Below are 13,599 nucleotides of genomic sequence, written 5' to 3' on the forward strand. Positions count from 1 at the left end.
TCACTGCACCGTCCTTTCGCCGTCGGCCTTCGACCAGAAGTCGTTCAGCAGCGTTGCCGTCAATCTCGGGTTCTCACTCTGTGGGCCGTGAGCCGCATCCGGGATTATCTCGTAGCGCGCGCCCACGATCGCAGCCATTCGGCGCTGCCATTCCTGTGGCCAGGCCCAGTTGTCGTTCTCGCCGTGGAATACGAGGACCGGCAGGCCCGTGTCACGCACCTCGAAGCTGGTGTCATGCACATCCGCCAGCTCGTCTATGGTCTGCAGAAGCTGATCTCGACTTGTCAGGCGAGAACGTTCGCGAAGGAAGGATTGCAGGGTGTCAAGCTCATCATCGGGAACATCCACAAGGTCGGGGTTGTTCAAGGCCCAAAGATCGCTCTCGGGATTGTCGAGCAGGATCCTCTTGTCGATGTCGTGTCTTCCAGCCCAGCCATGCGGACCGGAGGACATCAGTGTGAGGCTGAGGAATCGTTCCGGATGGGCTATGGCCGCAGCCTGGGCGACAAGGCCTCCGAAGCTGTGTCCAAGCAGATGGATGCGGTTCGTTCCGACTGCCGTTGAGATTATCTTGGCAAGCGCGACCGCATCCGCCGCATCGCACTTCCGGGTGTAGTTCTCCTGACCTTGCGGCGCGAATGAATCCGCCTGGCCACGCTGCGAATACACCCACACATCCCATCCCAGCTTGGCCAGACGCGGAAGGATCGGATAGAAATCCTCCTTGGAACCGGTGAAACCTGGCACGCAGAGAACGCTTCCCTTGACCGATGAACCGATTTCCGGCGATGCATGGGCGACGGTGAGCGTCCCATCCACTGTCTTGATGGCAAGAATGTCAACGGATTGTGGAACAGGAAGCGCTCCGAAGGCTTGCGCTGGTGCAATCCTCGAATCGTGAATAGTCTGTGCAGTGAACATCTGACTTCCCTTGTCTGTGTCATATTCTGATGGCGTACTGTGATCGGATTCCAGCTACGAAGCATGCTCGGCTGGGCACTGGAACGGAAGGCCCTCCCCGCCATGGAGCTGAGGGAGGGATGCTCGACCCTTCCGACAGCCCATGGCGGAGCTTGACGCGTCTACCTTAGATGAATTCCGAGCGAGCATTCGAGACCGCGGTAACGATCCGGCCCGCGGTAACGATCAGGCCTGCGGCCCTACCTGCAGTTTCGGTATCGCGTTCAGGAGCGAAATCGTGTATGCGTCCTGTGGATGCTGCAGAACTTTCGACGTCTCTCCCCGCTCGACGACGGTGCCATGGTTGAGGACCATGATGTTGTCGGTGATCAGACGGGCGCTGAGCAGATCGTGGGTGATGTAGAGCATGCTGACGTTGAGTCGCACGCGCAGGTCATCAAGCAGAGCCAGAATTCCGGCTCGCAGGGTCATGTCGAGCATGGAGACCGGTTCGTCCGCGATGAGCATCTTCGGGTTGCTGGCCAGGGCTCGCGCAATGACGACGCGCTGCCTCTGACCGCCGGAGAGCTGGTGAGGCAGTTTGGCGGCGAATTGCTCGACAGGCGTCAAACCGACGAATTCAAGCAATTCCAGCATGCGATGACGGGCCTGGCTGCCTCGCAGCTTCGTGTAGTTCAGGATTGGACGAGTCAGAATATATTCCACGTTGTGCAATGGATTCAGCGCGGCATATGGATCCTGGAAGACCATCTGGATGTCGGAGCGCAAGGCTCGCAGATCGCGGCCACGACGCATTTTTTCGATATGCTTCGAACCTAGCGTGATGACGCCTGAAGTCGGATTCTCCACGGCGGTGATCATCTTCGCAATCGTCGACTTCCCCGAACCAGAAGCTCCCACCAAAGCCAGGGATTGCCCAGGATCGAGAGTGAACGAGACATCGTTGACGGCTAGGACCTCAGCCTCACCACGCTTTCTTGCCGGATACGTCTTCGTGATGTGCGAAACCGTCAGCGATGTGCTTTCATCCTCCGTATGGGCGTTTTCCTTGTATGCCTCATTGGCATGCTCGCGGGTACGCAGCCCCGGAACGGAAACATGCTCCGCCCGTGGGTCGCCATAATGGCTGAGCAGCATCTTGGTGTATTCGTCGTGAGGATGTTCGAGGATCTCTCGATTCGGTGCGTCCTCCACGATGCGGCCATTGTGCATCACCAGCACGCGTTGGGTGGATTCCAGAACGATGCCCAGATCGTGGCTGATGAGGATCGCGGTGAATCCCTCGGACTTCTGCAGCTCCCGGATCGTGTTCATCACTTCATGCTGGACCAGCACGTCAAGGGCGGTCGTCGGTTCGTCGAAGACCATGAGCTTGGGATCGAGGCTGAGTGCGAGTGCGATGGAGACGCGCTGCCTCATGCCTCCCGAGAGCTCGCCTGGGTATCGGCTCAGCGTGTTCTTTGGCAATCCCACCTTCGAGATGAGTTCCGCGGCGCGGGCCTCGCGCATCTCCTTCGCAACGTGCTCGTGCGCCTTGAAGATGTCCATGAAATGATTGCGTATGGTACGCACAGGGTTCAATGCATTCATGCCCGACTGAAGAACCATGGCGAAGCCACCGCGGCGCTGCTTGCGCAGTTCCTCGGCAGAGAGCGTCGAGACATCGACGCCGTTGAAGATGACCTTGCCTTCGCTCACCCTTGCAGGCGGTCGGGAAAGCGCGGTGATCGCAAAGCCAAGGGTTGACTTGCCGGAGCCGGATTCGCCTACCAGACCTACGAATTCGCCCTGTTCCAAGTTGACGTTCACGTCGTGAACGGCCTTCACGGGTTCGGTTCCAGGCGTGTCGTATTCAATGGACAGATGCTCTATTTGCAGCAGACTCATCGTGAGCTCCCTTCACGCAAACGCGGATTGCTGAGTCGGTCGACACCGAAATTGATGAATGTCATTGAGACGGCAAGCAGGGCGATCATCAGACCCGGAGCGAGCAGAAGCGCCCACTGACCGGTGAGGATCACGCCGTTGTTCTGTGCCCAATAGATCATCGTGCCCCAGCTGATCGTCGTGGAATCTCCCAGACCGAGGAATTCCAGACCGGCTTCCGCAAGGGCCGCGGCAGTCGCAGCGCCGAAGAAGTTGTTGATGATGAGCGACAGCATGTTAGGAAAGATCTCATGGAAGATGATTCTCGCGGCACTGTCGCCACTGAACGCGGCAGCGGTGACGAAGTCACGTGAACGCAGTGACTGCGTCTGGCTTCGAAGCACTCGTGAGCCCCACGCCCATCCGGTGAACACGATGACCAGGATGATGACCTTCATGCCGCCATTCTGCAGATACGATGCGATGACGATCATCAATGGAAGCTGTGGAATCACAAGGAAGAGGTTGACGATGAATCCGACGAACTCACCTGCGAAGGACTTGACGTATCCCCAGCTCAAGCCGATGACCACCGCGAGCGCGGTAGAAAGAATGCCTGCCACCATCGCGACCATGACGGAGATTCGTCCGCCCCATATCAGCTGAGAGAACACGTCCTGGCCACTTGAGGTCGTGCCAAGGATATGGCTCAGCGATGGCTGCGCATTGGTTTCGAAGCCTGTCTGCTTGGGATCGTATGGACTGATGACCGGAGCGAATATCGCAACGAGAATTATCAGGCTGAACAGGATGATGCCGAATCGAGCCTTGGGAACTGACCAGACGGTCGCGAAGCTGCGGCCCGCGACTCTCATGCCCCGAACGAAGGCGTTGTCGTCAGACGCATCGTGCTGACGCGGGCTAGGCGAATGATCTCCCCTGCCTGCATGTGATGAAGCGATCTGAGTGTCATCCTTAGGATTGTTGGGAACGGTTCCCGTGACGTTTGCATTCTGTGCTTCTGTCATTCCACTCACCTCCGAGTCCTTGGATCGAGAATGCCATAAAGAATATCGACGATGAAGTTCGCTACCAGCACGCTGACCGTGATCATCAGGAACAATGCCTGCATCAGTGGATAGTCCTGGTTCGTGACTGCCTGGAACAGCAGCATGCCTATTCCTGGATAGCTGAAGACCTGCTCGACCAGCAGCGAGCCGCCGACCACGCCGCCAAGCACCAGACCGAACGAGGTCAGGTTGGGAAGCAGAGCGTTTCGCGCGGCGTACCTCAGCATGACGGTGCGCTGATGCAGACCGTTCGCCTCGGCGAAGGTCACATAGTCGTCGCCAAGCGTGTTGATCATGTTGTTTCTCATGCCCATGACCCATCCGCCAAGTGAGGTGATCAGAATGGTGAGGGCCGGAAGTATCGAATGATAGAGGGCGTCGAGGATGAATGCGCCTGAGAATGTGGGGACAGCCGTCGCCGAATACGCGCCCGACGTCGGGAAGGCCTTGGCCACGTAACCAAGGAAGAACAGCAGCAGCAAGGCAAGCCAGAACGGTGGGAATGCGGAGAAGAACGAGCTCCCGACGCTGCCGGTCGCATCGACGAGCGAACCGCGCTTCCATGCCATTGCGGCACCGAGCATGGTTCCGATGATGAAGGAGAGGATGGTGACGGTGCCGACCAGAACGAGTGTCCATGGCAAGGCGGTCGAGACAAGCGACGAAACCGATTGTGGGAAGTTGCTGTAGGAGATTCCGAAATTCAGATGGACGACGTCATTGAGATACTTGACATACTGCTGGAATGGGTTGCCTGTGGGTATTCCAAGCTGCGCTTCTATCGAGGCACGCATTTCCGGCGTCACAGGACCATTTTGGGAGAGCTTTGCTATGGCTGCGTCGGCAGGAGAACCGGGCATCATACGAGGTAACAGGAAGTTCACGGTTATAGCCGCCCACAGGGTGAGCAGGAAAAGACCGATTTTCCCGAGATAGTAGCGCACGAGATGACCTTTCACTGGTGATTGATTATTGGTTATGAAAAGTTTGAGATGCCGAGGCCTTTGCAGTGTCTGAGAGACTCGCAGGTCTTCGGCTGTTCGAAAGATGCGGACCGGACGCACGGGGCTTGCGTGGGTTCATGACTGTGGACTGTATGAACCGCAGCAAGCCCGACATGCGCATCCGTTGCGAAGCTGTCTCAGTTGCAGACACTGCAATGAATCTCGGCAACTCCGCGAACGGCATGATGCTCTGGTCCTCCATGGCCTGACGGCGCAAAGGCAGTCAGGCCGGGAATGGCTCAGGCCTTCTTGAGGTGAGTCACCACCATCAGCACCTGCGACGTCCAGGTGGTCGGCGAAGCGTATGGATTCTCCTCCGTTGGCCAACCGGTGAAGTTCTTGGTGCTGTAGAGGCTCCACAGACCGCCATAGAACATTCCGACGACGGGGACCTGCTCATATACCACTTCCTGCAGCTGGTCCACGATCTTCTTCTGATCCGTGGTCGACGACGTTGACTTGAGCTGTGCAAGCAGCGAATCGGTCGTGCTGTTCTTGTAACGCTCGAAGTTGGCCGATGCCGCGGTTCCTACCGGCTGATAGAAGTCACCATTGAGCAGGTTGTTGTAATCCGTATAGACATCACCGGTTCCACCGAAGGAGGAAACGATGAGATCATAGTCGCCGTTGTTCAGCGCCTGTGTGTAGGCGGCTGGCTGAGGCTGGTTGAGCTTGACCGTGATGCCGATTGCGCTGAGCTGGCTTTGCAGTGTTTCCACGCCTCGCAGCCAGTCACTGTAACCACTGGGAACGGTGACGGTCAGGGTGAGCTGGGTGCCTGAGCTGTCGACGAGCTTGCCGTTCTTCTCGGTGTATCCCGCCTTCGCGAAGTACTTCAGCGCAGTGGCCTTGCTCTGCTTGACGACGCCACTGTTCGGAATGCTGGAGTTGACCCAGGACTTCTGGTTGGGAAGCAGCAGACCCGTCTGCGTCGAGGCATCGACGTATCCCTCTTCGGCGTTCTTGGCGATCGCCGTGCGATCGATGGCGCTGCTCAGGCCAAGACGGAAGTTGACGTTGTTATATGGAGCCTTGGTGAGATTCGGGAAGAGAGAGACCGTGCCACCCGGAGGGAACCAATAATGATTGTGCTGCTTGTCGGCGCCAACCCATGTCTTCTGGACATCGTTCATGTACATATAGCCCCAGTCATAGCCCTTGTTGACCATGTCGAGCGCCTTGTTCGATGCAGGAACCACAATGGAAGCCGCGGCGACCTTGCTCGCTTGCCAATAGCTCGCGTTCTTCGTCAGGGTGTATTGGTTCGGCGTGTAGCTGCCGAGCTTGTATGGTCCGGTTCCCACTGGGGTCGCGTTGGTGTCCTTGACGGGATCCTTGATGCTCTTCCAGATGTGCTGGGGAACGATGAGCTGCTGATCGATGATCTTCACTGCAGGGATGTCCGCATCCTTGAGATTGAAGGTGACCGTATCTCCGCTGGTGCTGATCGAAGCGATGTGCTGCCAGACGCCCAAGGTGTCAAGCGCGCTGTTTTGCTTCAGCAGGTTGAAGGTGTATGCGACGTCGCTTGCCGAGAATGCCTTGCCATCTGACCATTTAACGCCCGAGCGGATGGTGTATTCGATCGTCTTTGTATCGACGATCTTGTGCGAAGTGGCCAGGAACGGCGTCTCCTTGCCGTTGATGCTGTTCACGACCATCAATGGTTCGTATATGAAGTTGATTCCGGTTCGCTTGCTGCTTGAGAATGGGTTGAAATTCTTGGTGAATGTAGGGCTGCCGTTATCTCCTCCGAAGAGAATCTGGGTCGATGAGCTCCCCCCTGACGACTGAGCGTCGGAATTGCCGCATGCAGCAAGACCAATGGTCATGGTCGCGGCAGCTAGGGCAGCGACTGCGCGTACCACTAGGTGTTTAGTATTCATTTCCGCTTCTTCCTGTCCACGTTGACAAATGACGTGCTCAACATCTTGACGCGCACGCCACCGCTGTAATCTGAACGAATCCATGTGCTGGACGATCGTGAAGCGTCATTGAGAAACATCACGGTCTCAGGGCACGGAGGAATCGCTTGATTCAACTGGCAGAAACAATTGTATGCGCTTACAACATCTTTTGCAAAATACTGGGCAATTTTTTTCTTTCATAGTTACAAACGGCTTAGTTCCAATGTTCTTAAGTTTGAAATTCTCGACACGCCGGATTGTTAGCGCTATCAAGAAAGTGTTTTTTGTGTGTACACTGTGATTCAGATGTAAGAAATGTATGTAAATGGATTTCGTTCATTCACCGATGCGTTTCTTCATGATTCAATTCATTTCGAGTCTCCTGGGGGCAATGGTGTCATCCAAAAAACCGACCGTATACGATGTCGCAAGGGAGGCGGGCGTTTCGATTGCAAGCGTCTCGCGCTCACTGCGAAAGCCAGACAGCGTCAGGCCCGCCACGCGCGAACTCATCGACCAGGCAATCGAACGTCTGGGATACGTACCCAGTGGGAGCGCACAAAGCCTTGCGGCACGAAGGACGGGCGTCATCGGCCTGTTCATGTCAAACCTTGATGAACTTGACGACCTGAGCGACTTCACCCTCAGCAGCGTCGACGAGGCGAATGTCGAATTCGATCCGCCGCGACGAGACAACCATCATAATGACTCCCTGTATTTCGATCAGGTGCTTCGAGGCTGCGAGCTTGAGACCTGGCGGCGCGGACTGTCACTGATGGTCAATCTGGGATTGAACCGCAATGAGAAGGGACTGACCCAACTGGCGAGCGACATGGCTGGCAAGGTGGATGGCCTGATAGTGATGGCACGCAGCGTTCCCGATTCGACTCTGGAATTTCTCAGACGCCGGGTGCCCGTCGTGATGGTCGCAGACGCCCCCTCTGACAACGAGAGCGGATATGACCTTGTGAGAGTCAGCAATCGCAAGGGCATGAGAACGCTGGTTCAGCATCTCATCGACAGACACCATATCGATGATTTTGCCTATATCGCAGGCCCAGACGACTCCCCCGACAACCACAAGCGCTATGTCGGATTCTGCGAGGGGCTTCGAAGCCGGAACATGAATCCCGAGACCGTGCCGATCTATAGGGCGGAATTTTCATGGACGATTGCCCGCACGATCACCCAGGACATGATTTCACGACATAAGATTCCACGCGCATTGGTCTGCGCGAACGACCAGATGGCTCTTGGCGTGTGCAGGGCGCTGATGGATAACGACATTCGCATCCCGCAGGATGTGATCGTCACCGGATTCGATGGCATCAAGGAATCCGAGACCAACGAGCCCAGAATCACGACGGTTCGCCAGCCCATGCGCAATCTTGGACGCGCGGCCGTGAGCACAATGGTCCAGAGACTCGAGAACCCGGACGCGGAACCCTTCTCGACAGAACTTCCGGTCACCCTGCTGCTGCGGGAGAGCTCGGAAGGCAGGATACCAGCTCGAGGTGGTGACTGACCTCGCTCAGTCACCACTCCATCATCACGCTCAGTCACCACTCAACCATCACTCATTACTCGCCTATTGCGATTCATACGCGCCCTTCACAGACGTCCAGGCGTGAGCGGCAATGGCAAAGCGGCATCTCAGCCCTATTCACAGGCCGAGATGCCGCTTATGGTTCAAAAGGTTCGCAGCGCGCGATTGTCTTGAGACTACAGGCTCGTCACTTCAGAACCGGCAACGTCATTCTCATAATCCATGTCCTTCGTTTCCCTGGTGAATATGAGGGAGATCAAGGTCAGGACGGCAGCTGCCGAGAGATACGCACCGACAAGCCAGGTACTTCCGTGCGCGGCGCTCCACAATGCCGTCGCAATCAGTGGGGCGAGCGCGGCGCCAAGGATGGAACTGACGTTGTACGCGATCGCCGACCCCGTGTATCTCACATTCGTCGGGAAGAGTTCAGGAAGAAGGGCTCCCATGGGTCCAAAGGTAAAGCCCATCAGAGTGAAGCCCACGATCAGGAAGGATTCCGCGAACCATGTGGTCGAGGATTGCCCGCCACGGCCATCGAGGAAGAACGGGAACAGCAGACCGAATGCAATGATCACGCCCGTAACGATCAGCAGCAGCTTGCGGCGCCCCATCCTGTCAGCCAATGGTCCTGACACAAGCGTGAAGATCCCGAAGAACACGACGCCGACGATCTGCATCAGCACGAAGTCGGTATAGGTGATTCCCAGTCCTGCGGGGCTGCCGTCGCTCGCGGCGGTTCCATAGGTGAGGCTGAATGTCGTCATGAAATAGAACAGCACGTATGTTGCGAGCATCGCAAACGTTCCGAGAACGACGGCCTTGAAATGATGCCGAAGTGTGTCCGCAAGTGGCATCTTCACGATGGCGCCCTGCTTCTGCGCCTTCTTGAAGGCCTCCGATTCGACGAGCTTCAATCGAACCCACAGACCGATGGCGACCATGACCGCCGAGAACACGAACGGGATTCTCCAACCCCAGCTCAGGAACGCCTCGGACTGCAGAAGCGAGCTCTGCGGATGAGGAAGCGCATAGTTGATGATGAGGAACAGACCGTTCGCCACAATGAAGCCAAGCGGTGCGCCCAGTTGCGGGAAGGTTCCGTACCATGCACGCTTGTTCGCAGGAGCGTTCTCAGTAGCCACAAGAGCGGCCCCGGACCATTCGCCTCCAAGCGCAAATCCTTGGGTCAGACGGAGCAGCAGCAGGAAGATCGGCGCAATCACGCCAATATGGTTATAGGTGGGCAGGAACCCGATAATGAATGTGGCAATGCCCATGGTGAGCAGCGAAGTCACCAGAGTCGTCTTGCGGCCATATTTATCCCCCATATGGCCGAAGAAAACAGCTCCGATCGGGCGCGCGACCATGGCTGCGCCGAATACGGCGAACGAGGCCATCAGCGATGCCGTGTTGTTGGTGACCGGGAAGAACAGCTTGGGAAAGACCAGAACGGCGGCAGTTGCATAGACATAGAAGTCATAGAACTCAATGGTCGTTCCAACCAGGCTTGCCGCAATGACTCTTGCCGGAGAGTTCAGTGGCTTGGCAGATTCCTGGATCGTTGCCGTGGACTGTGATGTTGCTGTTGTCGATTCTTGGATCGACGAGGACAAAGATGACACGATTACCCTTCTCGTTTTCGTGCAAAAAAGTCTTCTCGATGGCGAATTCGCTACTTGTAGTGGTCGAAGCCGTGACAAAGTGTAGATGACTGGATGACTGTGGTCCTTGTGGGAGCCGTGAGACAGAATCGTAACATGCATGGCGCTCAGAACAAGGAAAATATCACTACTTGAACCCCGGTTGTGGCTATAAGCTGAGTTTGCACGCGGTACGTGCCATATTTCAGGTCGAGGGACGGCAATGTCTCTATGGGGCGAAGCCGGAGAATATATGAGATTTTCATAGCTGCCGCATGAGCCGCATCGGGGCGGCCTGTCAACGACGAGCCGCCCCGCATGGGAGTGCCGAAATCGGACGCTGGCCTCAGCCCTCTCGATGCAGCTTGGTGTAGGAGCCCTCGGCGCGAGGTCGAATGACGATCGAATCGACGTCGACCGTGTCTGGAAGGTCCAGAGCCCAACGAATCGATTCGGCAATGTCATCGGCATGAAGCGGATCTGGAACACCCTCATAGACGCTGTCGGCCTTGGAATGGTCTCCACCGAAACGCTTGAGCGAGAATTCCTCGGTCTGCACCAGGCCCGGCGAGACGTCGATGATGCGAATCGGTTCACCAACCTGCTCCAACCGCAGCACACGCGCCATGACTCGCTCCGCGAACTTTGACGCGCAATATCCCGATCCACCTTCATAGGGCTCTATCCCGGCGGTGGAGGAGACGATGAGCACCGTCCCTTCCGACTGCTTGAGCGTCGGCAGCAGCTTTTGAATGATTCTCAGCGTTCCCAGAACGTTGAGCTCATACATTCCACGCCAATCCTCCAACCGCGCCGTTGCTACCGGGTCCTTGCCGAATGCGGCTCCGGCACAGTTCACGAGCGCCTTCACCGGCCCTTCTGCCACTATCTCACTGACCACCCTGTCAGTCGATTCCTCGTCGGTGACATCGCAGACCTTGTATTCGCACGCGCCACCATCGGCCTTGATGGCATCGGCCACCGCCTTCAACCTATCCTCTCGCCTTGCAAGCGCCACGACGCTCCAGCCATCGGCTGCAAGCCTTGTGGCCGTCTGAGCACCGATGCCGCTTGAAGCTCCGGTCACGACGACGCGCCTGACGGAATTTGTCGGCGAAGACTCCGCGCCTATTCTGAAGCTTTGCTCTTGATTCACTGAATCAGCCATATGCACTCCCTATCGTCTGTCATATCTGCCATATCTGTCACGCTTTGAAACACCATGCATGCGTCCGCGCATCCTGCGAATCCCACATGTCCGGCGAACGCATCGCCAGCCACCGGCGACGAGCGTCCGTGGCAACGACTGCGTTCAAGGACACTACTGTGCCTGCCCTCAGACACCAGTGTGACCTATCCATGAACCTTTGCGATAACGTTCTTTGCTTTGGGCGAATCAAGGCGGTAGGTGAGCAAGGTGAGAACGACACCGATGAACGCCAGGACGGTGAGCATGAGGAAGTCAAGCTGAGATCCCGACGCAACCGCCTCGCCCGCATTCGCAGCGCCCATCCGACCTTGATATCCGGTGATCGCAGCGGCCAGGACGGAAGTTCCAAGAGAGCCGGCATATTGCTGGAAAGTGTTGAACATCGTGTTCACATCGCCCTTTTCAGCGGGATCGACACGTTTGGTTGCATCTGACATGGTGCTTCCAAAGCCAAGATTGAAGCCGACGCGAATGAAGACATAGATCAAGGTCAGAGTGAGCACTGTCACTGACCGGGTGAACACCCAGAGCAGGGCCGCGCCGAGCATCATGGAGACATTGCCCAGGGTGATCGTTATGCGCGGGCCATGCTTGTCATAGGTCTTGCCGGCAAAGGGAGATATGAAAGCCCCTGCGATCGAACCGGGGAGCATGATCAGCCCTGCGATGAGCGCACTCGTGCCCATATATTTCTGCGCAAGCATCGGCAGGACGAATGCGATGCCGATGTTGGTGAACTGAAATATGAAGTAGTTGCTCGCACGGAGCCTCACGACGGTGTTCGTGAGAAGTTTGAAGTTGATGATCTGCCGCTTGCCATTCATGGCGTGGAGCACGAGCAGCACCAAGGCCACCACAGTGATTGCGGCGCGGATGGCGAAGCCCCAGTTCGCAACCCCCTCACGGCCAATCTGATTGACCACCTCGATCATTCCCAGCATGCTGACCGCAAGAAGAGCCAGACCAATGGCGTCGAAGCGGCGCGGCTTCTCGGATGCCGGCAGAGCGACGGCCTTGAACCCGACAACCGCCAGAACCGCGATGAGCGGCACAAGAATCCAGAAAATCATTCGCCACGACAGGAAGTTGGTAAGCACGCCGCCATAGACCGGACCAAGAGCGGGTGCGAGAGAAACGACCATCGCTGCCAGACCGACATAGAAGCCAAGACGGTGCAATGGGATCAGTTCAAAGATAAGGTGATACATCAACGGCGTTGCGATGCCCGTCGCCATGGCCTGCAGCAGACGGCCAGTCATCAGTAGGGCGAGATTAGGAGCCACCGCGCAGAGCAGGGAGCCAAGAAAGCACGACACGACCGCGAACCGGAACATGGCCTGTGCGGGAAACCGCTCGTTGAGATAGGCGGTGGAACACATGACAACGGTGACCATGAGCAGATATCCCGAAGTCAGCCACTGCACGCTGTCCAGACTGGCGTTGAATTCCTTCATCAATATCGGGAATGCCACGGTCAGGGAGGTCTCGGTCAGGATTCCCAAAAACGTGAGCAATCCTACGGAGAAGATTGCTGTTTTGGACCGTAGGCTAACCTCACGCATAGATGTTTCCCCCTTGACCCGCCGGTTCTCGCGGCAGACCACACAAATCAGACAGCTGCATACTACAGTTCATGGCAGATAAGGCATGCCCGCAGCATAACCGCTGCACACATATCGCATCAGTGTGCTCCTATCGGCCGGACAAAGTCAGAGTTCGAAGCCGAGCTCTTTCGCGGCGGTGTTCGGTGTGGCCTCGAAAGCCCAGTATTCGTCAAGGTTCTCTCCCGTGCTCAAGCTACGGATCTCGGCCTTGTCAATGTAGAGTTCGCCATGAAGATGGTCGGTCTCATGCTGGAAGATGCGGGCCGGCCACCCATGAAGCTTTTCATGGTGCTCGTTGCCTGATTCGTCAAGCCACGTCGCGTCGATGTCAAGCCAGCGCCTGCGGACAGCCTGGAAGCCGTCAACCGAAAGGCAGCCCTCATAGAAGCTGCGCGTCTGCGTCCCAATTGGCTCATAGCGTGGGTTGATGATGGCATGGAACGGGAATTCTGCTATTTCCCGAGGATCGGTCTCATCATCGCGAACATGGTCCTCGACCACGGCGAGGGTCAGCGGGATGCCGACCTGCGGTGCCGCAAGTCCCACGCCGGGAGCGTCAAGCATGGTGACGCGCATGGCTTCGACAAGCCGGTGAAAGGTTCTTCTGCCGAGCTGACCCGTGTATGCCATGCTTCGCTGACGCAGGACGGGATCCCCGGCCTCGACGATGCCGAGCAGCTGTTCCTTGCCCGCCTCCTTCAGCATCGCATCGATTGCAGTGTTCAGATTGGCGTCTATCTTGCTATGACCGGGGAACACCTTGCCTCCATGATATAAGTGATTGTATGGGCAGCAGCGGAGTCTGCCCGCATGCAGCAATATGACTGCATG

Annotated in this window: 10 protein-coding genes; 1 reads left to right on the forward strand and 9 read right to left on the reverse strand. The window is 56.9% G+C overall.

Features of this window, described 5'->3' with window-relative positions:
• From QN062_RS03515 to QN062_RS03535, 5 genes are all read right to left on the reverse strand, one after another.
• Positions 1 to 921 carry an alpha/beta fold hydrolase gene (locus QN062_RS03515; RefSeq protein WP_369342217.1) on the reverse strand — a complete coding sequence of 307 codons (921 nt, stop codon included), beginning with the start codon at positions 919 to 921 and terminating at the stop codon, positions 1 to 3.
• A gap of 225 nt (positions 922 to 1,146) precedes the next feature.
• Positions 1,147 to 2,808 (reverse strand): ABC transporter ATP-binding protein, encoded by a 1,662-nt coding sequence (locus tag QN062_RS03520; RefSeq protein ID WP_369342218.1) that lies wholly within the window; start codon positions 2,806 to 2,808, stop codon positions 1,147 to 1,149.
• Positions 2,805 to 3,815, reverse strand: a complete 1,011-nt coding sequence (locus QN062_RS03525) for an ABC transporter permease (RefSeq protein WP_369342219.1) — start codon at positions 3,813 to 3,815, stop codon at positions 2,805 to 2,807. Before QN062_RS03525 ends, QN062_RS03520 begins: the two co-directional genes overlap by 4 nt.
• A gap of 5 nt (positions 3,816 to 3,820) precedes the next feature.
• Positions 3,821 to 4,816 (reverse strand): ABC transporter permease, encoded by a 996-nt coding sequence (locus QN062_RS03530; protein ID WP_369342220.1) that lies wholly within the window; start codon positions 4,814 to 4,816, stop codon positions 3,821 to 3,823.
• Between the two features lie 284 nt (positions 4,817 to 5,100).
• A complete protein-coding gene (locus tag QN062_RS03535; RefSeq protein ID WP_369342221.1) occupies positions 5,101 to 6,747 on the reverse strand; it encodes an ABC transporter substrate-binding protein in 1,647 nt (548 codons plus the stop codon).
• A gap of 379 nt (positions 6,748 to 7,126) precedes the next feature.
• Between QN062_RS03535 and QN062_RS03540 the strand changes: the two genes are divergently transcribed.
• Positions 7,127 to 8,293 carry a LacI family DNA-binding transcriptional regulator gene (locus QN062_RS03540; protein ID WP_369342222.1) on the forward strand — a complete coding sequence of 389 codons (1,167 nt, stop codon included), beginning with the start codon at positions 7,127 to 7,129 and terminating at the stop codon, positions 8,291 to 8,293.
• Between the two features lie 197 nt (positions 8,294 to 8,490).
• Here QN062_RS03540 and QN062_RS03545 read toward each other — a convergent pair whose 3' ends face one another.
• The 4 genes from QN062_RS03545 to QN062_RS03560 form a co-directional block, all read right to left on the reverse strand.
• A complete protein-coding gene (locus tag QN062_RS03545; protein ID WP_369342223.1) occupies positions 8,491 to 9,936 on the reverse strand; it encodes an MFS transporter in 1,446 nt (481 codons plus the stop codon).
• A 364-nt stretch (positions 9,937 to 10,300) separates the two neighbouring features.
• Positions 10,301 to 11,122 (reverse strand): SDR family oxidoreductase, encoded by an 822-nt coding sequence (locus QN062_RS03550; RefSeq protein ID WP_369342224.1) that lies wholly within the window; start codon positions 11,120 to 11,122, stop codon positions 10,301 to 10,303.
• Positions 11,123 to 11,307: 185 nt separating this feature from the next.
• Positions 11,308 to 12,726 (reverse strand): MFS transporter, encoded by a 1,419-nt coding sequence (locus tag QN062_RS03555; protein ID WP_369342225.1) that lies wholly within the window; start codon positions 12,724 to 12,726, stop codon positions 11,308 to 11,310.
• A gap of 147 nt (positions 12,727 to 12,873) precedes the next feature.
• Positions 12,874 to 13,527, reverse strand: coding sequence for a peptide deformylase (locus QN062_RS03560; protein ID WP_369342226.1), 654 nt, complete (start codon positions 13,525 to 13,527; stop codon positions 12,874 to 12,876).
• Positions 13,528 to 13,599: the final 72 nt, after the last annotated feature.

It is taken from the genome of Bifidobacterium sp. WK012_4_13 (genome assembly GCF_041080835.1).
In the GTDB taxonomy this organism is placed as follows: domain Bacteria; phylum Actinomycetota; class Actinomycetes; order Actinomycetales; family Bifidobacteriaceae; genus Bombiscardovia; species Bombiscardovia fermentum.

Bases quoted from the DNA above. Each gene is read 5' to 3' on its own strand.
- QN062_RS03515 (WP_369342217.1), bottom strand. From the start codon at position 921: ATGTTCACTGCACAGACTATTCACGATTCGAGGATTGCACCAGCGCAA.
- QN062_RS03520 (WP_369342218.1), bottom strand. From the start codon at position 2,808: ATGAGTCTGCTGCAAATAGAGCATCTGTCCATTGAATACGACACGCCT.
- QN062_RS03525 (WP_369342219.1), bottom strand. From the start codon at position 3,815: ATGACAGAAGCACAGAATGCAAACGTCACGGGAACCGTTCCCAACAAT.
- QN062_RS03535 (WP_369342221.1), bottom strand. From the start codon at position 6,747: ATGAATACTAAACACCTAGTGGTACGCGCAGTCGCTGCCCTAGCTGCC.
- QN062_RS03540 (WP_369342222.1), top strand. From the start codon at position 7,127: ATGATTCAATTCATTTCGAGTCTCCTGGGGGCAATGGTGTCATCCAAA.
- QN062_RS03550 (WP_369342224.1), bottom strand. From the start codon at position 11,122: ATGGCTGATTCAGTGAATCAAGAGCAAAGCTTCAGAATAGGCGCGGAG.
- QN062_RS03555 (WP_369342225.1), bottom strand. From the start codon at position 12,726: ATGCGTGAGGTTAGCCTACGGTCCAAAACAGCAATCTTCTCCGTAGGA.